The organism is Mycobacterium angelicum (assembly GCF_002086155.1).
Classification (GTDB): domain Bacteria; phylum Actinomycetota; class Actinomycetes; order Mycobacteriales; family Mycobacteriaceae; genus Mycobacterium; species Mycobacterium angelicum.
In genome coordinates this window covers 61,059-81,040 of the sequence record NZ_MVHE01000019.1, presented here as the reverse complement: position 1 = coordinate 81,040, position 19,982 = coordinate 61,059, and the positions used below count along the sequence as shown (strand labels likewise).

Annotated in this window: 22 protein-coding genes and 1 tRNA gene; 1 reads left to right on the top strand and 22 read right to left on the bottom strand. The window is 65.0% G+C overall.

Annotated elements, in window-relative coordinates; genetic code table 11:
• Window positions 1-148: 148 nt before the first annotated feature.
• The 17 genes from BST12_RS14165 to BST12_RS14085 all read right to left on the bottom strand — a co-directional run bounded on the left by BST12_RS14165 (window position 149) and on the right by BST12_RS14085 (window position 12,910).
• On the bottom strand, window positions 149-523 hold the full coding sequence (locus BST12_RS14165) for a hypothetical protein (RefSeq protein WP_083113756.1): 375 nt from the start codon (window positions 521-523) through the stop codon (window positions 149-151).
• Window positions 524-566: 43 nt separating this feature from the next.
• Window positions 567-640, bottom strand: a tRNA-Pro gene (locus BST12_RS14160).
• 49 nt (window positions 641-689) lie between these two features.
• Entirely contained in the window at window positions 690-1,163 is a 474-nt protein-coding gene (locus BST12_RS14155) for a lipocalin-like domain-containing protein (protein WP_083113755.1), read from the bottom strand.
• 11 nt (window positions 1,164-1,174) lie between these two features.
• A complete protein-coding gene (locus tag BST12_RS14150; protein ID WP_083113754.1) occupies window positions 1,175-1,936 on the bottom strand; it encodes an IclR family transcriptional regulator in 762 nt (253 codons plus the stop codon).
• Entirely contained in the window at window positions 1,933-2,751 is an 819-nt protein-coding gene (locus BST12_RS14145; RefSeq protein ID WP_083113753.1) for a beta-keto acid cleavage family enzyme, read from the bottom strand. The genes BST12_RS14150 and BST12_RS14145 overlap by 4 nt, the downstream gene beginning before the upstream one ends.
• Window positions 2,748-3,098, bottom strand: a complete 351-nt coding sequence (locus BST12_RS14140; RefSeq protein ID WP_083113752.1) for a beta-D-galactosidase — start codon at window positions 3,096-3,098, stop codon at window positions 2,748-2,750. Before BST12_RS14140 ends, BST12_RS14145 begins: the two co-directional genes overlap by 4 nt.
• A 2-nt stretch (window positions 3,099-3,100) precedes the next feature.
• Window positions 3,101-3,940 (bottom strand): cyclase family protein, encoded by an 840-nt coding sequence (locus BST12_RS14135; protein ID WP_083113751.1) that lies wholly within the window; start codon window positions 3,938-3,940, stop codon window positions 3,101-3,103.
• 4 nt (window positions 3,941-3,944) lie between these two features.
• Window positions 3,945-4,847: a 3-hydroxyacyl-CoA dehydrogenase family protein gene (locus BST12_RS14130; RefSeq protein WP_083113750.1), complete on the bottom strand. Its 903-nt coding sequence runs from the start codon at window positions 4,845-4,847 to the stop codon at window positions 3,945-3,947.
• Window positions 4,841-5,659 (bottom strand): SDR family NAD(P)-dependent oxidoreductase, encoded by an 819-nt coding sequence (locus BST12_RS14125; protein ID WP_083113749.1) that lies wholly within the window; start codon window positions 5,657-5,659, stop codon window positions 4,841-4,843. The genes BST12_RS14130 and BST12_RS14125 overlap by 7 nt, the downstream gene beginning before the upstream one ends.
• 119 nt (window positions 5,660-5,778) lie before the next feature.
• The gene (gene der, locus BST12_RS14120) at window positions 5,779-7,179 is read right to left on the bottom strand and encodes a ribosome biogenesis GTPase Der (RefSeq protein WP_083113748.1); all 1,401 of its coding nucleotides are present in this window, start codon (window positions 7,177-7,179) and stop codon (window positions 5,779-5,781) included.
• The gene (gene cmk, locus BST12_RS14115) at window positions 7,176-7,859 is read right to left on the bottom strand and encodes a (d)CMP kinase (protein WP_083113747.1); all 684 of its coding nucleotides are present in this window, start codon (window positions 7,857-7,859) and stop codon (window positions 7,176-7,178) included. The genes der and cmk overlap by 4 nt, the downstream gene beginning before the upstream one ends.
• On the bottom strand, window positions 7,856-8,599 hold the full coding sequence (locus tag BST12_RS14110) for a pseudouridine synthase (RefSeq protein WP_083113746.1): 744 nt from the start codon (window positions 8,597-8,599) through the stop codon (window positions 7,856-7,858). The genes cmk and BST12_RS14110 overlap by 4 nt, the downstream gene beginning before the upstream one ends.
• The gene (scpB, locus tag BST12_RS14105; protein ID WP_083113745.1) at window positions 8,599-9,288 is read right to left on the bottom strand and encodes an SMC-Scp complex subunit ScpB; all 690 of its coding nucleotides are present in this window, start codon (window positions 9,286-9,288) and stop codon (window positions 8,599-8,601) included. The genes BST12_RS14110 and scpB overlap by 1 nt, the downstream gene beginning before the upstream one ends.
• Window positions 9,288-10,115, bottom strand: coding sequence for a segregation/condensation protein A (locus tag BST12_RS14100; protein WP_083113744.1), 828 nt, complete (start codon window positions 10,113-10,115; stop codon window positions 9,288-9,290). Before BST12_RS14100 ends, scpB begins: the two co-directional genes overlap by 1 nt.
• Window positions 10,112-10,975 carry a ParA family protein gene (locus tag BST12_RS14095; RefSeq protein ID WP_083113743.1) on the bottom strand — a complete coding sequence of 288 codons (864 nt, stop codon included), beginning with the start codon at window positions 10,973-10,975 and terminating at the stop codon, window positions 10,112-10,114. Before BST12_RS14095 ends, BST12_RS14100 begins: the two co-directional genes overlap by 4 nt.
• 167 nt (window positions 10,976-11,142) lie before the next feature.
• Window positions 11,143-11,469, bottom strand: coding sequence for a ferredoxin (gene fdxA, locus BST12_RS14090; RefSeq protein WP_083113742.1), 327 nt, complete (start codon window positions 11,467-11,469; stop codon window positions 11,143-11,145).
• A 31-nt stretch (window positions 11,470-11,500) separates the two neighbouring features.
• Window positions 11,501-12,910 carry an FAD-dependent oxidoreductase gene (locus BST12_RS14085; RefSeq protein WP_276030464.1) on the bottom strand — a complete coding sequence of 470 codons (1,410 nt, stop codon included), beginning with the start codon at window positions 12,908-12,910 and terminating at the stop codon, window positions 11,501-11,503.
• A gap of 104 nt (window positions 12,911-13,014) precedes the next feature.
• On the opposite strand from BST12_RS14085, the gene BST12_RS14080 reads away from it, so the two are divergent.
• The gene (locus tag BST12_RS14080; RefSeq protein ID WP_083113741.1) at window positions 13,015-13,962 is read left to right on the top strand and encodes a LysR family transcriptional regulator; all 948 of its coding nucleotides are present in this window, start codon (window positions 13,015-13,017) and stop codon (window positions 13,960-13,962) included.
• A gap of 13 nt (window positions 13,963-13,975) precedes the next feature.
• Here the strand turns inward: BST12_RS14080 and BST12_RS14075 are convergent, their stop codons facing one another.
• The 5 genes from BST12_RS14075 to BST12_RS14055 all read right to left on the bottom strand — a co-directional run bounded on the left by BST12_RS14075 (window position 13,976) and on the right by BST12_RS14055 (window position 19,875).
• The gene (locus BST12_RS14075; protein ID WP_083113740.1) at window positions 13,976-14,692 is read right to left on the bottom strand and encodes a sirohydrochlorin chelatase; all 717 of its coding nucleotides are present in this window, start codon (window positions 14,690-14,692) and stop codon (window positions 13,976-13,978) included.
• Entirely contained in the window at window positions 14,689-15,429 is a 741-nt protein-coding gene (locus BST12_RS14070; RefSeq protein ID WP_083113739.1) for a phosphoadenylyl-sulfate reductase, read from the bottom strand. Before BST12_RS14070 ends, BST12_RS14075 begins: the two co-directional genes overlap by 4 nt.
• 55 nt (window positions 15,430-15,484) lie before the next feature.
• Entirely contained in the window at window positions 15,485-17,158 is a 1,674-nt protein-coding gene (locus BST12_RS14065; protein ID WP_083113738.1) for a nitrite/sulfite reductase, read from the bottom strand.
• Between the two features lie 225 nt (window positions 17,159-17,383).
• Complete coding sequence (locus tag BST12_RS14060) at window positions 17,384-18,745, bottom strand: aldehyde dehydrogenase family protein (RefSeq protein WP_083113737.1); 1,362 nt, start codon at window positions 18,743-18,745, stop codon at window positions 17,384-17,386.
• Window positions 18,745-19,875 carry an acyl-CoA synthetase family protein gene (locus tag BST12_RS14055; RefSeq protein WP_245850299.1) on the bottom strand — a complete coding sequence of 377 codons (1,131 nt, stop codon included), beginning with the start codon at window positions 19,873-19,875 and terminating at the stop codon, window positions 18,745-18,747. The genes BST12_RS14060 and BST12_RS14055 overlap by 1 nt, the downstream gene beginning before the upstream one ends.
• Between the last annotated feature and the right edge of the window lie 107 nt (window positions 19,876-19,982).

Sequence of the window (19,982 nt, the reverse complement as noted above, 5' to 3'; positions counted from 1 at the left end):
CAACAAACCCCACAACCCCGACAAATCCCCCACACCCGGAAAACGACACGCCATCCCCACAATCGCAACAAAATCACCACCCATAACCCCCGCCGACCCACCACCAAACCCGAGGCCGGCACCATGCTCCACGCGCACTCCTCATCCACTACTTACGTGAACTACGCTCCTGCAGCGGTCGCAATCCAGTATGAATCACCAGGGGGCCGATCGGGCCGTCGGGGAGGAAGCCGGTCAAGTCCAGGGACGTGGCGTACGACGTCGTTATGTGATCTTCGATTTGATGATTTAGGCGGTCAGTGCGGCGGGGGTGAATTGCTGTTCTGTCAGCGTCGGTGCTGAGACGGAATTTGCTTCGGACATCCAGACCCAGATAGCTGCGTGATTCGGCCGATTCGTCCAAGTTGTTCGGCAATGACGGCTCGGACGAGGCGGCCCGCGCAACCTGCTGCGCGCCGTCGAGATTGCGGCCGCCGAGGCCAAGGCCGCCATTGCGAAGCGGTATGCAACGGTAGGACGACAAAAGAATGGCGGCTCCTGAACGTCGGAACCACCTCTGACCTGCGTCGGGCTGACAGGATTTGAACCTGCGACCACTTGACCCCCAGTCAAGTGCGCTACCAAACTGCGCCACAGCCCGGTGCCGCCGAAAACCACCGACAGCAGGTCGACAGCCTACCGCAGCGCCACTACGCTCCCACTACGCGACCACCCTCAACAGCGGCGCGAACCCACAACAGCGACGAGTGCACCGTTCGCCCGTCGGGCAGGGTCAGCTCGGACGACAAGGTCAAGCGGTCCCCATCGAGGTCACTGTGGCGCAGGTGGAATTGACCAAGGTAGTTCGGCACCAACGACAGCATCGCCTCGTGCCGGATATCCCCGGAAGCCTCGTCGACGAAGTACCGCCCGCTATAGGCCAGGTATCCCAGCGCCGCGGCCGCGGCCTGCTCGGTGGTGCCGCCACTGGCCACCGGCCGGTCATAGTTCGGGCGGCCGGTCGATTGAATCTGCGCCGACATGAACCCGTCGGGGGTGTACATGATCAGTCCCTGCGCATCCTCACCGTGGGGATAACGTGCCGGACCGTCGGGGCTGTCGCGCTCAACGTAGGAAACCAGCTTCCAGGCTCCAACCACCTTGTCGCGCAATGCTTCTGACATCAGGAATCTCCTCACTCCGACGCAAACCACGCATTGACTCGCTGCGCCCAGGCCAGCAGGGCCTGGGCAAGCTCGGACTCGCGGCGATAGAACCGCTGCGCAGGAACCGGCACGCTGACCGCCACGAGTTCGTCGACTACGGCCGGCAGCGCCACGCCAACCGCGCAAATTCCTTCGGTCTGCTCTTCGCGGTCATAGGCGACGCCCTCGACCTGGACGCGGTCGAGTTCGTCCCGCAGCACCGTCACGTTCGTGATCGTGTTCGCGGTCAGCGGCACCAGCCGAGTGGGCAGCGCTTGAGTCTGCATTACGTGCGGCAAGCAAGCCAGCAGCGCTTTGCCGTTGGCGCAGCAATACAGCGGGAACGACTCACCGACGGCACTGACGGCCTGCAATCGCCGGGGTGCAATCACCTGGTCGACGAAGCTGGCCCGGTCCCACTCCAGGATCGACAGGTCGACGGTCTCGTCCAGTTCGCGCGAGAGTTCGGTTAGAAACGGGTGCAAATCCGTCACAACGCCGAGCCGTACCGCGCCCGCCATCCGCACAATCTCGGGACCAAGCCGATAGGGCCCCCGAGTTTGGCGCCCAGCCACCAAACCCTCGTCCTCGAGCGCATTGAGAATCCGGCTCACAGTGGAGCGGGCCATGCCCATCCGTTCGCCGATCTCGGCCTGGGTCAGGCCACCGGGATGCGACTGCAACACCCGCAGCATCTTGGCGGCCCGGGCAATGACCTGAATTCCGCCGCCATGGCCGGTCTCGAGGTTCATGCGCGCCCCGGCAATTGCAGCAGCGCTTCGGCTTCCTCGACCGAGGCGACCGGCAGGTCCAACGCCTGGGCCAATCGAACCGTGCGCTGCACGAGCGCCAGATTGCTGGGTGCCAATTCGCCCTTACGCAAGTACAAGGTGTCCTCCAACCCCACGCGGGCATTGCCGCCCAGAGCAAGACCCATCGCGGTCAGCTCCAAGTTGGCCCGCCCGATTGCGATCACTTGCCATACGGCTTCTGCAGGAAGCCGGCGCACCATCGTCAGCAGATTGTCGGCGGTGGCCGCCATCCCTCCCCGCACCCCGAGCACGATGCTGAATTGCAAGGGCTCGGCCAGCAGGCCCTCGTCCCACAACCGCAGACATGCCTCCAAATGCCCGGTGTCATAGATTTCCAGTTCCGGCTTGATGTCCAGTTCCCGCATCCGCGCGGCCAGACGTCGAACGTCGTCCGGCGGATTGCGAAACTCGCCCGCTCCGAAGCTCATTGAGCACGGGTTGAGGGTCGCCATCCGTGGGCGCAGCTCTACCAACTTCTCGCGTTCCTCGAACGGGACGGTCAGTCCAACCCCGGTCGACATCTGGATCAAAATCGGGCACCGCTCCTCGATCAGATCCATGACACGCCGGGCCACAGCCAGATCCGCTGTGGGCCTTTCGTTTTCGTCGCGCAGGTGAATGTGCGCCACCGATGCGCCCACCTGATAGGCCTGCTCGACCGCGGTCGCGATTTCCTCCGGAGTGGTTGGTAACGCCGGATTGTCGGCCTTGGTCGCAATCGGCCCGGTCGGGGCGACGGTGATAACGACACTCATGATTCCTCCAAGAGTGGATGCGCGATGGTCACCAGCAGCAGTGCCTCGCGATCCGAACGGTTCTGAATCGAACGCACCTCACCCTTGGCGAGGTGCACGCTGTCGAGCCTGTTCAGCACCGTGTCACCCGTATCCGTGGTGATGACCAGCTCGCCGTCGAGCACCACATAGACGGTTTCCTCACCGGCGGACTCCTTTTCGGCCGTTCCGCCGGGGTGATACCTCGACATGCCCACCCAGAATCGCTCGGTGTGCCCGGCCTCATGGCCCTGCAGCCGCGTCATGGAAACGTTGTGGTGCGCCGGCGCCGCATACGGCGGTGCCGCCGACGCGCGAGTCACCTTCATCGTCAGGCCGCCTGCCCAGTCTCAATCCGGTATGTGCCACTGGGATCGACCATCGCGACCAACCGAACGATGCAGCCGTCGCCGCCGACCCAGCGCCACGGGAACGCGGCGAACGTGACGCGCTTGCCGGTCACCTTGTCCAGGTCGCCACCCACGTTTTCAAAGCCGTAGATGCCCTTGGACAGAATCGCCCGGTGACAGGGCTCCCATTCCGGGAAGTCGTCGAGTACTTTGCGGCCGGTCTGCTCTTCGTATTCGCTTACCGCCCAAGGTAATAACCCGCCTTGGTTTGCGGAGGGCCCGTGCGGTGCGATCGCCGTGGCCAGCGGGTGGTCCAGGGCCTGGGTATCGGTGCCGACGGCTTTAACTCCTTTGGCCGCAAACCATTCGCCGGCTTCCTTGTAGAAGCCCGGCGAATAGGCGTAGTACTCGGCACTGTCGGCGTATTTGTGATGCCAGCCGGTGTTGACGATGACGATGTCGCCGGGCCGGATCTCCGGCCCTGCAGCACTGGCCTTTTCGAGGTCCTCAGCGGTGACCACACCCCATTTGCCTTTCGGGATGGAGACGACGACTCCGGTGCCGAAGAACGCGCTCAACGGGATCTCCTCCAGGAACGGCGTGCCTTCGACCACGTGTGCGGGCGCATCGATATGCGTGCCGGAATGCATTACGGTGGTGATCTTTTGGGTGAGAACCCGGCTTTTGGCCATGCCGTGAAGTCGCTCGATTTTGACGTCTTCGAAATACGGCCAGGCCGGCACCCCGTGTCCCCAGGGGTGCGACAGGTCATAGAACTCCAACTTCGACTCGGCATCACCGAGGGGCCAGGTGAAACTCATGGCACTACTTCCTTTCCGTATCGAGTTGCGCGGCGATGTGTTGGGCGAGCCGCGCGGCGGTCGCCTCGCGGGCCCCGGCCGGCCAGTCGAGGAATCCGTGGCCGGTGCGCGCCCCGAGTTGCCCGTTGGCGACGAGTTCACGCAGCAGCGGGCTGGGGTGCGGGTCATGGTTGAGGCTGGGGATCACCGCTTCGTGGATCGCCAGAGTCAGCTCCAGGCCGATGTAGTCCGCGTTTTCCAGCGGCCCCAGGGCGCCCAGGCGCAGCCCAATCGTGTTGCGTACCACCAGATCCACCGTCTGTGCGTCGCACACCCCTTCGGCAACCAGCGCCATCGCCTCGCGCCACAGCGCGTGCTGCAGCCGATTGCCGATAAAGCCGGGTACATCGCGCCCGACACGCACCGGCAACTTGCCGGCGTCGGTCAACAGCGCCACGACGCGGTCTTCCGTCTCGGCGGCGGTGCGCGCGCTGGGGATGACCTCGACGACCGGGATGAGATCCGGCGGGTTCCAGAAGTGGGTACCGATGGCGCGGCCGCCATCTGCAACCCGCTCGGTGACAGCACCGATCGGCAGCACCGAAGTGTTGGTCGCCAGGACGGCTCCGGGGGCGAGCCCGGCCAGGCGCTCGAACAGTTCCTGCTTGATGGAGAGGTTCTCGAGAATGGCCTCGATCACCAGATCGGCTCCCTCGACCGCCGCGGCCAGATCGCCGACGGCAGCGACCGAGCCGCGCCCGGCGCCCGTCACCTCGCGCCCCTCGATCGCTGCGGCGTCGAGGATTTCGCTGTTGGTGTCGGTGATCACGACGTCGAGGCCCGCCGCGGCCAGCACGCCGGCGATGCGCCGGCCCATCAGACCCGCCCCGACGACGGCCGCACGGGAAAAGCCGTGCGAATTCAGCATGCGGTGTACCCGCCGTCCAGATACATCACTTGTCCGGTGTAGAAGCTGGATGCGTCGCTGAGCAGATAGATCAGCGGGCCGATGAAGTCTTCTGGCTCGGCGAAGCGACGCAGCGGGATCCGGGCGAACATCGCATCTCGGGTCATCCGGGCCTTGACGTCCTCGCCGTACATCCACTCGGTCAACTCCGACCGGAAAACCGTTGGGGCGAGGGCATTTACGCGGATTCCGTGGGGTCCCCATTCGGCGGCCAGGGTCTTGGCCAGCAGATCGGTGCCCGCCTTCGACGGGCAGTACGCGCTGTAGCCCGCCTCGTGGCCGAGTGCCCCGCGAACCGAAGAGACGAGTACCACGCTGCCGCCCTGGCCCTGCTCGAGCAGCACCCGTCCGGCCGCCTGGCACACCAGCCACGCACCACGCACGTTTGCGTCCATCACCCGATCGAAGTCCTCAACGCCCATCTCGGTGATGGGCTGGACGTGGTTCATCCCCGAGGCGACCAGGACACCATCAAGGCGGCCGTGGCGGGCAATCGCCGCTTCGACGACGGCCTGCGCGTCCTGCGGAGTGTTGGGCCGGCGCGCGACCACCGCCGCGTCCTCGATGCCCGCGTCGCCGACCAGCTGGGCCAGGCCCTCGGCCTTGCCGCCGGCCAGCGTCAGACGGGCACCTGCATCGGCAAGCGCCCGGGCCGCGACACTGCCCAGTGCACCGGTCGCGCCGGTGATCAGTATCGACTTGTCCTCGACGCTGAACCGCGCCAGTGACTGGCTGAGGGCCGGGTTCGGTGCCTGCCGCATGAGTGCCGCCATTAGTTTCTCTTTCCCGCGATACGGGCTAGTTCGCCCGTCTTACGAGAGACAATAGTTGCGACGCGGACTATTTGTCAACAAACAATTGCAGTAGGTGCAACTAACCTAAACGACCGCACTCAGCGGCGCTTGGCTCCCCGCTTTTCGCGCACCCGGACATTGATGCGAATCGGGCTCCCCTCGAAACCGAACGTCTCGCGCAGCCGCCGCTCCAGGAACCGCCGGTAGCCTGCTTCCAGAAAACCCGATGTAAACAGCACAAACGTAGGCGGTCGGGCGGTGGCCTGGGTAGCGAACAGAATGCGCGGCTGCTTGCCGCCGCGAACCGGCGGCGGCGTGGCCGCAACTACCTCTTTGATCCAGGTGTTCAACGGGCCAGTCGCAATCCGGGTGTCCCAAGACGCCAAGGCGCTCTCCATCGCCGGCACCAGCTTCTGCACCGCACGACCGGTTTTCGCCGAGATGTTGACCCGTTGCGCCCAGCGCACCTGCACCAGCTCACGGTCGATTTCGCGGTCCAGCAAATCGCGCCGGTCCTCGTCGACCAGGTCCCATTTGTTGTACGCCAGCACCAGCGCCCGTCCGGCCTCGATCACCATGGACAGCACCCGCAGATCCTGTTCGGTCAGCGGCTGCGACGCGTCGATCAGCACGATCACCACCTCGGCGGCGTCGATAGCCGCATGGGTCCGCACCGATGCGTAGAACTCGTGCCCGCTGGCCTGCCCGACCTTGCGGCGTAACCCAGCCGTATCGACGAAACGCCAGACCTTGCCACCCAGATCGATGAGCGAGTCCACCGGGTCGACCGTGGTTCCGGCGACGTCGTGCACCACCGAGCGCTGATCACCGGCCAGCTTGTTCAGCAGGGAACTCTTGCCCACGTTGGGTTTTCCGACGAGCGCTACCCGCCGGGGACCGCCGCTGCCCAGAGCCGACTCCGCCACTTCGGGCAAGGCGGCCAGCACCTCGTCGAGCAACTCGGCCACACCGCGGCCGTGTATCGCGCTGACCGCGTGCGGTTCACCGAGACCCAACGACCACAGCGCGGCGGCGTCGGCTTCACCCTTCTCGCTGTCAACCTTGTTGGCCGCCAAGAACACTGGCTTGCCGGAGCGCAGCAGGATGCGGGCGGCCGCCTCGTCGGCCGTGGTGGCGCCGACGGTAGCGTCGACCACCAGAATGATCGCGTCGGCGGTGCGCATGGCAACTGACGCCTGCTCGGCCACCAACTGCTGCAGGCCCTTGGCGTCCGGCTCCCATCCGCCGGTGTCCTGCACGACGAATCGGCGGCCCGTCCACAAGGCGTCATAGCTGACCCGGTCCCGCGTGACGCCGGGGACGTCCTGCACCACCGCCTCCCGGCGGCCCAGGATCCTGTTCACCAACGTCGACTTGCCCACATTGGGCCGGCCGACGATCGCGACCACCGGCGCGGGGCCGGCCTCATCGGAGTCTGTTAGGCCGGAATCTTCGAGTTCCCAATCGCTTTCGTCCGACCAGGTACCATCGTGAGTCACGAGGCCGCCTCGCTTCGCCGAGTCACCAATTCCAGCAGATGGGCGATCACCTCGGCCTCCGTCATGTCGCTGGTGTCGACGACGATCGCGTCGGGTGCAGCGCGCAGTGGCGACACCACCCGGGTGGAATCGAGATGGTCGCGACGGCGCACGTCGGCCAGCACGCCGGCATAGTCGTCGGGCAGACCCGCCGCGACGTTCTGGTCGTTGCGGCGCTTGGCGCGCGTCTCGGCCGAGGCGGTGAGGAATATCTTCACCGAGGCGTCGGGCAGCACCACCGTCCCGATGTCGCGGCCCTCGACCACGATACTGCCCGGCCCGGCGGCCAATTCACGTTGCAGATCGACCAGCCGGCTACGCACCGCCGGGACCGACGAGACGGCCGAGACCGCAAGGGTTACTTCATCGCCCCGGATCTCGGTCGAAACATCGTCTCCGGCAAGCGAATAACTGATGGTATCCGGATCGTGGCCCATCGACATCTGTACCGTCGACGCGACCTTCTCGACGGCTGCGGGATCGGCCGGGTCGACGCCGGCGCGCAGCACTGCCAACGTGACCATCCGATACATGGCGCCGGTATCGAGGTAACGTGCCACCAGCTTACGCGCCAAACCCCTTGAGACGGAAGACTTTCCGGTGCCGGCCGGACCGTCGATCGCGACTACCACATCGCTCACAAACCGACCGCCTTATAGAGTTGCCCGACCTCATCGAGCCGCAATGCCCTAATGCTTCCCGGGCGCTGATTGCCCAGCGACACCGCGCCGATATCGGTGCGCACCAACGCCTCTACCGGAAACCCAACCGCCGCCAGCAGCCGGCGCACAATGCGATTACGCCCCTCGTGCAGTGTCACCCGCACCAGCGTCTTGCCCGGAATCGCGTCCATCACCGCGAAATCATCAACACGCACCGGCCCGTCTTCCAACTCAACCCCCGCCCGCAACTTCTTGCCCAACCCCCGCGGCACCGAACCCGTTACCGTCGCAAGGTAAGTCTTGGGCACCTCATGGGAAGGATGCATCAACCGGTGTGCCAGCTCACCGTCGTTGGTCAGCAGGATCAAGCCTTCGGTGTCGGCGTCCAGCCGTCCGACATGAAATAAATTCTTATTGCCCCGGACTTTTCGTTCGATCAAATCACCGATGCACGGCCGCCCGCGGTCATCCGACATCGTCGAATGCATGCCGCGCGGCTTGTTCAGCGCCAGATATACCAGGGAGTCGTCGGCGACCACCCGGGCCCCGTCGACGCGGATCACCGACACATTGGGATCCACGCGGGTACCCAACTCGGTCACCAGCTGTCCGTCCACCTCGACGCGGCCGTCGATGATCATCTTCTCGGCGGCCCGCCGCGACGCAATCCCCGCCTGGGACAACACTTTCTGCAGGCGAACGCCGGTATCGTCGGCCATCAGTCGTGGTCCACGTCGAAGGTCAGCGGCGCGTCGGGCGCCTGGCCGCCGGTGAGTTTGATGAAACGTGGCTCACTGTCCAGGGATTCACTCAGGTCGTCGATGGTGTCGACGTCGGGGAGCAGCGGTGCGATATCGGGCAGATCGCTCAGTGAGCTCAATCCCAAGCGCTCCAAGAACAGCTCGGTGGTGGCGAATGTTACTGCGCCACTGTCGGAATCGGTGCCGACCTCGGTGATCAGGCCGCGGGCGAGCAGGGTTCGCATGACGGCGTCCACGTTCACACCGCGCACCGCACTCACCCGGGCACGGGTCACCGGTTGGCGGTAGGCCACCACGGCCAAGGTCTCCAGCGCGGCGCGGGTCAGTTTCGTCCGCGCCCCGTCCAGCAGCAGCTTCTCGACGTAGGGTGCGAACCGGGCGCGGGTATACAGCCGCCATCCCTCGCCGGTCTGCCGCAACTCGATGCCGCTGTCGCGTTCGGCGAGTTCCTCGGCCATCGTCTGAAGCTTGGCCGCAACGCGGTAGACCGGCTGCTCGGTGGCCGTGGCCAGCGCCTCGGCCGGCACCGGGGTGTCCACCACCAACAGCAGGGCCTCCAGTACCCGGCCGAGTTCGTCGGGCTCCATCTCCGCCGGTTCGGCGATGTCAGGGATGCCAGCATCCAGCTCGGGCGTCTGGTCGGTCATCACTCGTCTCGCACTTCTAGCAACGATTGGCTGGTCGGTCGTTCCCCGGTCCACGAAACCTGGAGCACGCCAAGGGGCTCGGACTGGTCGAATGCTACCGCCCGCGAACGATACAGCTCGAGCAGCGCAAGGAAGCGTCCGACGATCTCGACCGGTACCGTGCAGTCCGCAACCAGCTGAGAAAAGGTCGCCCACTGGCCGCTGCCCAGGTCTTCCAACATGGACAGGATGCGTTTGGCCTGTTCGGGAACCGAGACCGGCTGTTCGTGCAGATGACCAATCGCCACCGTCGGCACTGGTCGCGGGGTGAACGCGACCGCGGCGATCTCGGCGAACCGCTGGGGGTCGACGCCCAGCATCACCTCGGGAAGCAGGCCGGCGAAGCGGTCCTCGAGCGACACCGCGCGCGGATAGCTGCGCAGCGCGGTGGCTTCCAGTTCGGCGAACATCTCCGCGACGTGCTTGAAGGCCCGGTATTGCAGCAGGCGGGCGAAAAGCAGGTCGCGCACCTCCAGCAGGGCCAGATCCTCTTCGTCGTCGACCTGTCCGGCCGGCAACAGCCGCGCAGCCTTCAGATCCAGCAAGGTGGCAGCCACCACCAAAAACGCCGTGGTCTCCTCCAGGTCCAGCTGGGCGCCGATGGCCTTGGTGTAGGCGATGAAGTCGTCGGTTACCTGGTGCAACGCCACCTCGGTGACGTCGAGGCGGTGCGCGAAGATCAGCTGTAGCAGCAGGTCGAACGGCCCCTCGAAATTGCTCAGCCGGACCTGAAAGCCGCTCTCGGGTGTCGTCTGACCGTCCGCTGGGCTGTCCCCGAGGCCGTTCACACGCCGAATCGGTAGATGAACTCGCGAGCCAGCGCGCGGTAGGCCAGGGCACCGCCCGATTTCGGCGCCCACGTGGTGATGGGTTCGCCGGCGACGCTGGTCTCGGGGAACCGGACGGTGCGGGTGATCACGGTGTCGAACACTAGGTCACCGAACCGCTCCACGACGCGGGCCATCACCTCTCGCGAGTTGACGGTCCGCGGGTCGTAGCGGGTGATCAGGATTCCGCTGATGTCCAGCTTCGGGTTGAGCCGGTCCCGCACCTTGTCGACGGTGTCGGTGAGCAACGCCAAACCACGCAGCGAAAAGAACTCGCACTCGGTCGGGATGACCACACCGTCGGCGCAGGCCAGCCCGTTGACCGTGAGCAAGCCCAGCGACGGCTGGCAGTCGATCAGCACATAGTCGTAGCGGTCCAGCACGGGGTAAATCGCGCGGGCCACGCTCTGCTCCCGGCCCACCTCGTTGACCAACTGGATCTCGGCCGCCGACAGATCGATGTTGCTGGGCACCAGGTCCATGTTCTTGACCCGGGTGTGCAGCAGCACTTCGTCGATGGAGACCCGAGGTTCCACCAGCAGGTTGTAAATGGTCTTGTCCAGCTCGTAGTGCGGCACGCCCAGGCCCGCCGACAGGGCGCCTTGCGGGTCCAGATCCACCAGCAGCACCCGTCGGCCATATTCGGCGAGGGCAGCGCCCAGGTTGATCGTCGACGTGGTTTTCCCGACGCCGCCCTTCTGGTTGCACATCGCGATGACCTTGGCCGGGCCGTGCGAGGTGCGCGGCGTGGGCTCCGGGATCGACCGCGGCGTCCGGCCCGTGAGGCCGATCTCGTTGCCGCTGTCGGGGTGATCGGTCATGCCCGGTTGCGTCTGGTGGTGACGGTCGTCAGGGTGGACATCGCAGCAGAGTCTAACGGGTGGGCCCGTCTGGGCCGGGAGACCCGCAGGCAACTTCACCAGCAATTACGCGTCTCAGACCCGCTGCCAGCACGCCAGCCACTTGCGCCACTTCAGTAACGCGACGGCTACGTTGCCGCGGCCCTACTCTCCAATTCCTTGACCGCCGCGGGGTCGTTTTCGGTCAGGCCGACCTTCGACGCGCCAGCGGGTGAGCCGAGCTCTGCAAAGAAGTCCGCGTTGATCTGGCTGTAGTTGCTGTATTCGGCCGGCAGATCGTCTTCGTAATAGATCGACTCCACTGGGCAGACCGGCTCGCATGCGCCGCAGTCGACGCATTCGTCGGGGTGGATGTAGAGCATCCGGGCGCCCTCGTAAATGCAGTCGACCGGGCACTCTTCAATGCAGGCCTTGTCTTTGATATCGACGCAGGGCTCAGCAATCACATAGGCCACAAACGTTTCCTTCCCTGAGGTCCTTCGACAATCAGCCGTGCGCAATTCGCAGCAGCTCGGCCAGCTTGGCCACTTTTGTGCGAGGGCGTCCATGCGGTTCGCCGGTTTCACGCTCGAAGCGGTCGATGGCTAGCCAGTGGTCCGCGGTGACCAGCTTGGGCTGCTTCCAGACCAGCCACTCGGCGAGTTCGCCCGCATAATTGCTGCCGCGGTCGGCAAAGTCAGCTCGCGCAGCCAGGTCGTCGAGCAAGGTATCGACGGTGTCTTGGGAGCACTTCTTGTTGGTGCCGATCACCCCCGACGGCCCGCGTTTGATCCAGCCGGCCACGTATTCGTTGCGGCTGTCCGAGATCCGCCCGCTGACGTGGGGAATGGTGCCGGTCTTGTGGTCGAAGGGCAGCCCCGGTGTGGGCACGCCGCGATAGCCGACCGAACGCACCACCAGCTGAACGGGCAGTTCCTCGCGTTCGCCGGTGTCCTTGGCCACCATCTGACCGGTGGCGCTGCAGACCAGCTCGTTTCGCCCCAGCACGATCGACTCCACCTTGTCGGTGCCCTTGATCTCGATCGGAGACGTCAAGAACCGCAACACAATTCGGCGGTTCCCGGGCTGTGGGGTCCGGCCGGCGTACTCGCGCAGCACCTTGAGGTTGTTCTTGGTGAGCTTGCCGGCCGCCGCAGCGTCGTCGTCGCTGATGCCTGCCAGATCAGCCGGATCCACCACCACGTCGACGCCCTCGAGCTCGCCGAGCTCGCGCAATTCCAATGTGGTGAACGCACTTTGCAGCGGGCCGCGCCGCCCGATGAGCACCACTTCCTCGACGTCGCACTGCCGCAGCATCTCCAATGCGTGATCGGCGATATCGGTGCGCGCAAGTACGTCGGGATCGGTTATCAACATCCGAGCGACGTCGACGGCCACATTGCCGTTGCCCACCACCACCGCGCGGGCCCCGGACAGATCGGGGTCAAGCTGGTCAAAGTACGGGTGCGCGTTGTACCAACCGACGAAGTCAACTGCAGCCACGCTGCCGGGCAGATCTTCGCCGGCAATGTCCAGGGCACGATCGGATTGCGCCCCGACCGCATAGATCACCGCGTCGTAGCGCTCGGCCAGTTCGGCGGCCGAAACGTCATCGCCGATCTTGATATTGCCGAAGAAGCGGAACCGGCCGTCCCCAGCGGTCTTCTCGAACTGCTGGCTGACCGACTTGATCTTGGGGTGATCGGGCGCAACACCGGAGCGCACCAGCCCCCACGGGGTCGGCAGCATCTCGAGCATATCGATGGCGACATCCATCCGGTCGGCGCAGTCGGCGGCCTTGAGCAGCGACGCGGCCGCGAAAAACCCCGACGGTCCCGAACCCACGATCGCAACGTGGTAGCGACGCACATCGCCTCCGGCTGCCGGTGTCGGCACCTCGTCGGTTTCACAGGTCATAGGTCCTATCGTCGGCGTCCCACCCCAGCGTGAGTAGAGGTTCTGCCGTTGTGGCGTCACAACCAAATGTTGTGTCACCTGACTCGATTGTGATGTGATAGGCCATGCCGCTCAGCCCGCGGATGCCCGAACTTGCCTCGTTCGAAGCCTTTTTGGTGATCGCCGAGACAGGCAGCCTCGGGCGCGCTGCCCAAGAACTCGGGCTGACTCAGCAAGCGATATCAAGGCGGCTCGCCGCAATGGAGGCGCAGCTCGGGGTCACGCTGGCGGTCCGCACGACGCGCGGCTCAACACTGACCCCTGCCGGCGTGATCGTCGCCGATTGGGCAGCGCGGTTACTCGAGCTGGCCAATGAGATCGATGCGGCGATGGGATCGCTGCGCAAGGAAGGTCGGGAGCGCATCAGGGTGGCAGCCAGTCAGACGATCTCCGAACAGCTGATGCCGCACTGGCTATTGTCATTGCAGACGACGGCCGAGCGCTATCACGACAACGCGCCTCAGGTGCTGTTGACCGCAACTAACAGCGACCACGCGATCGCTGCGGTCCGCGACGGCGCCGCCGATCTCGGCTTTGTCGAAAACCCTTATATACCACAGGGTTTAGGCAGCTGCGTGGTGGGCAACGACGAACTGGTGGTCGTGGTGCCGCCCAGCCACAAGTGGGCTAGACGGTCGCGGGTCGTGACCGCACGCGAGCTCGCTCAGACGCCTTTGGTTGCCCGCGAACCGAATTCAGGAATACGCGATTCGCTCACGGTGGCGCTCCGCCGGGTGTTGGGCGACGACATGCAACAAGCGCCGCCGGTGCTGGAATTGGCGTCTGCTGCGGCGGTGCGCGCCGCCGTGCTCGCCGGGGCGGGCCCGGCGGTCATGAGCCGGCTGGCGGTAGCCGATGACCTGGCCGTCGGCCGGCTGCACGCAATCGATATCCCTGACTTGGATCTGCGGCGAAAGTTCCGCGCAATCTGGGTTGGCGGGCGCACCCCTCCGGCCGGAGCGATACGAGATGTGCTGAGCCACATCAGGAGCCGCACAACACCACCGAAATAGCGTCGAAATAGCGTTAGGCGGCAACGCCCGTCGCAACGGCCTCGTCGAAGCGCTCCAGTACGGTCTCTGCCACGAGCCGGTGTGCGCCCAGCGGTGCGGCCATCGGGATGTCGTGGTCACGCGCGTAGGTCGACATGCCATCGGTGATACGGCCGGGCGCCAAGAACCACGGCGCGATGACGAGCCGGCGTGCGCCGCGGCGGCGTAGTTCGGCGACGGCGGCCGCGACCGAGGCCTCGGGCCGGGTGGCGAAGGCCATGGCGGCCCCGGCCCACCGAGTACCTGCTGCCAGCCTGGGTACCACCGTGGCGGTGCGTGCGTTCGCGGCCTTGTTCGATGAGCCGATTGCGGCCACCACCACCCCAAGGTCGTTGTCGCCCGGGCAAACTCCGACCTCGCCCAGCCGTTCCCGGAGCACCGACACCAACCGGTCATCTTCTCCGAGAACGCCCGCTTGGCGGGTGCCGTGCGCTTTGGCGCCGGCGATCTGCCTCGGGATGTCGACGCGTGCGTGGTAGGCGTTGGCCAGCAGCAGCGGCGCTACCACGGCTTGCCGGGTGTCGGGTAAACCGGCCAGCACATCGATGAAATTCGGTTGGCTCAATTCCAGGAAAGCCAGCCGCACCTCGAGGTCGGGGCGTATCTGCATGACCCGATTGGCCACGGCTTCGGCGTTGGCGGCCGACCGTGGGTCTCGGCTGCCGTGCGCGGTCAGTACGAGTGTGTTCATCGGCCGTGCAATCCGCACTCGGTCTTGGTGCGGCCCTGCCAGCGCCCGCTGCGCGGGTCTGCGCCGTCGGCCGGCTTCGCGGTGCACGGGGCACACCCAATGGACGGATAACCCTCGTCGACAAGGGGATTGACCAGGACATTCTTTTGCGCGATGTATTCCTGGACCTCGTCGTCGGTCCAGGTCGCCACCGGGTTGACCTTCACCAGCCCGAATAACTCGTCGAAGCTGATCAAGGGGGCCGTTGCGCGCGAGAGTGACTCCACCCGGCGTACCCCGGTGACCCACGCCGAATAGCGGCTCAGCACTTCGCGTAGCGGAACGACCTTGCGCAGCCGGCAGCATTCGTTGGGGTCGCGGGCGAAAAGGTCCTTGCCCATCAGCTCGTCCTGCTCCTGCACGGTGTGCTCAGGAGTGACGTTGAGCAGCTGGACATCGTAAACGGCCGCGACGGCGTCACGGGTGCCAAGGGTTTCGGCGAAGTGGTAGCCGGTGTCCAAGAAGAGCACCGGGACGCCCGGCCGGACATCCGAAGCCAGCGAAACCGTCAGTGCCTCTTGCATGTTGCAGGCCACCACCCACTTGCAGGTCGCCGGGGCGACTCCGTTGTAGCCGCCGAAGTGCTCATCGGTCCAGCGCAGGATATCGGCGGCGCTGGCACCGTCCAGCTCTGTCGCGCCGCGCAATGCCAGCGCCCGTAGCTGCTCCTCGGTGAAATCGGGCACCACTTGGGTCATTTCGTCGTCCTCGTTCGTAACGCGTGCCGCTCTGGTGGTTGGTGTCGGACGGCTCTTATCGCAAGTCGGCTTCGTCGGCCCGCAGCGCCCAGGATGCGAAACGCTCGCCGCTGTGGCGCTGGCCGAGGAAGTTTCGAGTTACCCGATCGATATAGTCGCCGAGTTCGGCACTGGTGACCTTGTGCTGGCGCAGTTTTCGGCCGAAGCCGCTCTGTTCGCCCAGCCCGCCGCCGAGGTGCACCTGGAACCCTTCGACGGAATTGCCGTCGCCGTCGTCGATCCACTGACCCTTGAATCCGATGTCAGCGACCTGAATTCGGGCGCACGAGTTGGGGCATCCATTGATATGCACGGTGATCGGCACATCGAGCTTGGACTCGACGTCGGCCATGCGCCCTTCCAGCTCAGGCACCAAAGTCTGGGCCCGGACACGGGTTTCGGCAAAGGACAGCTTGCAGAACTCGATTCCGGTGCAGGCCATCGTATTCTTGCGCCACGAGGACGGGCGCGACGGAAGACCCAGCGCGTCGAGGCCCTCGACCAACTCGTCGACCTTGTCGTCTGGGACGTCGAGGATGACCAGTTTCTGAAACGGGGTGAATCTGGCCCGGTCAGAGCCGACCTTTTCCATCAAATCGGCCACCCCCGACAAGGTGGTACCCGACACGCGTCCGGCGACGGGGGCCACCCCGACGGCGTTGAGCCCGTTCTTTATTCGCTGCACGCCGACGTGGTCGATGGGCCGCTTGATGGGCTCGGGGGCCGGGCCGTCGATCATCTTGCGCTTGAGGTATTCCGACTCCATGACCTCGCGGAATTTTTCGACACCCCAGTCTTTGACCAGAAACTTGAGCCGAGCCTTGGCGCGCAGCCGCCGATAGCCGTAGTCGCGGAACACCTGGGTGACCGCTTCCCAGACGTCGGGCACCTCGTCGAGGGGAATCCAGACACCCACGCGCTGGGCCATCATCGGGTTGGTGGACAAGCCCCCACCAACCCACAGGTCCATGCCGGGGCCGTGCTCGGGATGATTGACGCCGACGAACGCGACGTCATGGGTCTCGTGGGACACGTCCTGCAGACCGGAGATCGCGATCTTGTACTTTCGCGGAAGATTGGCGTAGTCGGGGTTATTCATGAAGCGGCGGATTATTTCGTCGATTGCGGGCGACGGGTCGAGCACCTCGTCAACCGAATCACCGGCCAGCGGCGAACCGTGGATTCCGCGCGGGCAGTCGCCGCAGGCCTCGGTGGTGGTCAAGCCGACAGATTCGAGCCGGCGCCAGATTTCGGGGACGTCTTCAATCTTTATCCAGTGGTACTGCACGTTCTCGCGGTCGCCGATGTCGGCCGTGTCGCGAGCGAATTCCGTCGATATCTGCCCCATGGTGCGCAACGTTGTCGCCGACATCGGCTTGCCGTCGGAGCGCACCCGCATCATGAAGTACTTGGCCTCGATGGTGTCGGTGTTCTCCTCACCGGTCCACGACCCATCGAAACCTTGCTCACGCTGGGTATAGAGGCCCATCCAGCGGAATCGACCACGCAAATCGCTCTTGTCGATGCTGTCGAACCCCTGTTTGGCGTAAACACTGAGGATGCGGTCTCGCACATTCAGCGGCGCATCGTCGTGCTTGAACTGCTCAGCGTCGTTGAGCGGTGCGCTCTCGCCCAGCGCCCACTGACCCTCACTACGATTACGTGTCTTGGCGGGAGGTGCCGTGGTCATGCGCTATCTCCTTCGCGAACATTCTTGTGCGCCAGCCCATGTCGCGGCGCCGGCGATTCCATAACCCGCGGGACCTGGACCCCATAGAACCCACGGACACAGTTTCATAGTGCAGCAATCAAGCGGCCGTCAGTAGAGTGCCGCTGATTGTGACCTCACAACCGCCGGTTGTGTGCGCCGCCTCACACCGGGCTGACGTGCGGTCGCCTGCGCTGTTGACTCCTGCTAAGAGTTCACCGAAGCCTTCGTTCGCATGAGGAAGTCGCCGAGGTAGCCGTCGTGCGGCAGGCCGGTGGCCGAGAAGGTGGTCGGGTGATCGCCGACGTAGACGTTGCGGATGCTCGGCTCGTTCAGCAGTTCGTCGACAAGCTCGGTATCCCCCGTGTTAGCGACCACCACCAGCGAATTGCGTAACGGCGTGACACCGGCACTGCGGTCCCAGGGTCCGACCCACACACAGGGAAAGGGAAGTTCGATGCCGAGTTGCGGGGCCCGCCACGAATCGACGAGATGAACCGCTGGGCGCAGCACCGCGCCGCCGTCGGGCAGCTCGTCGACCACACCGTCGCCACCGAGCACCGGTGTTGCGCCTTCGGCCGCAGTGCGCAGACAGCGTTCGATGCGGCGAGCGGACTCGCACGGGCGCACGGTAAGAATCGCGTCCGGATCTTCGGGCGACAAGCTGGGAATCTGAGATAGTTTGGCCGCCAACGCTGTTGCAAACGATCGCGGGTCGCCCTCCACGAGCACCGAAGTGGTGCACATACACGAGGCGCCGCCACTGACGGTGGCCGCATGCGCGACCGTGTCGACCGCGTCCTGCCAAGCTGCGTCCGAGCCGATCAGAACCTTGGATCGGCCCGGACCTTGAACGAGGACGCGATCGTTGCCGCCGTACCTATGCACAATGCTCTGGCCGCCGTAAATCATTGCGACATCGGCCAATTCGACCAGTTTATCGGCCACGTCGTAGCCGCACGGCAGAAATGCCACGTAGTCGCCGAGGCCGGCCTCGTGCATGGCGCTGACCAATCGAAACGGCGTGAAGGGCTCGCGGCGTGAGGGACGCAGGACCACCCGATAGCCGTAGGCCACGGCGTCGAACCACGCGCTGTGAATCGCCGGCGTGTTTCCCGAAGACAGGACGGCGAATACGTCTCCGCGGCGAGTCCACACCGCCGAGCCGAACCCAGCGGCCGGATCGCGCCAGTCGTTGACGGCAGCGGCAGGACGGGCCTGTTGCGACGTCCAGCCAAGGTTCATCCCGGCGGCCTCGATGCCGTCGACAGCGATCTGCACCGAAGCGATGGGCGTGCCGGTCACCTTGCTCACCGTGCGCTGGTAGTCGCGAGCACTCATGCCGTCGATGCAGCCGTGGGCGAAAGATGCCGTGGCACTGCGCATCGCGTCGAGCCGTTGCTCGTGTGACAGCCGTGAGGCGCGGCGCAGTTTCTTGACCGCCTGGATTGCGAAGATCGGCGGCACCATGCTCAACTCGGCCAGCGGTTCCCCGCTCAAGTAGCACACCGGTTCCCGGCGCTGTGCGCGATAGGGGCCGTCGGGACCGATCGCCTCGATTTGCCGCATCAGTAGACGCCTTCGATAACGTCTTCCTGCTCAAAGGTTTTCGCCGGCGCGACGGCGGTTACCGAATCGCCCACCGGCAGTCCCGGTGGCGGTGCCACGCGGATTCCGGTATCGCGTTCCAGGTTGTTGGGAATGAACGCGTTCTTGCTGACGTGGTGCATGAGCAACTGCCCGCGCCGGCCATAGTCCACCGGTTGCAACGTCGTTGGATCAACCACCTCGATGGTGATGTATGGCGGCCTCGCGTCGAAAATGACTTCCTGGTCGCACCGCCGTTGCGGTCGCTGTCGGCAGGTACCCAAGATCATGGCCGACCCGAATACGCCGTAGAACACCTGATTGGGGAACACCTCGGCGGTGAGCAGCCGTTGGGTGTCGGCATCCATGTGCGCGCCGCCCCACACGATCGCCTTGACCTTGCCGGCAATGAGTTCTATCAGATCGTCGTTCTCGGCCATCTGCACCAGTACCGGAGGAGTAATGGCGAGCAGGCCGATGTCCTGCGTCTCGAGGATGAAGGTGGCCTGGTCGATCAGGTGATCGATGTATGCCGGCACTTCCTCGGGCCGGCCGGCGGCCACGCGCTTCTTCACCCAGCGCGGATCGAGATCGACGCTGTGAAACAGCCCGCCCCGCTGGGCGATCTGGCGGCGCAGGGAATGACCGAAATGATGCGGGCCCGTCGGGAGCAGCCCAAGGGCGTCGACACCGCGGGGCACTCCGGCCGCATCGAGCGCCAGGTGTGCGAACTCGTCGCACGAATCCGACCAGTCCCGCATCAGCACAACTCTTTTCGGTGCTCCGGTGGTGCCACCGGACTCGAAAACGCCGTCGACATCCGGGTTTACGCCGTAGCCGCGTGGAATGAGGTCTCGCGCGGCGACATGCCTCAGCTTGCTCACGACATTAGGAAACAGCCGCAGATCCGACCACGTCTTGACGTCGGCAATCGGGTCGAAGTCCAGCTGCGCCGCCTCGCGGAGCCAGAAGGGCGAGCCCGTCTGCTCGCTGAAGTGCCAGCGCATCGCGTTGCGGAGGAACTCGTCCGCCCGCTGAGCGTCGAATCCGCTGGTGCCGGGAAAGAGCAGGTCGTCCCAGTCGTGCACCACCGGCCCGAACAGGTCACTCACGTAAACCTCCAAATGTCCGACATTTGTACTAAAGGTAGAAGTGGGTCGTGCGAAAGTCAAGGCAGTGGGCTCGGCATATGAGATGCTTTCCGGCACGGGATTGGGTC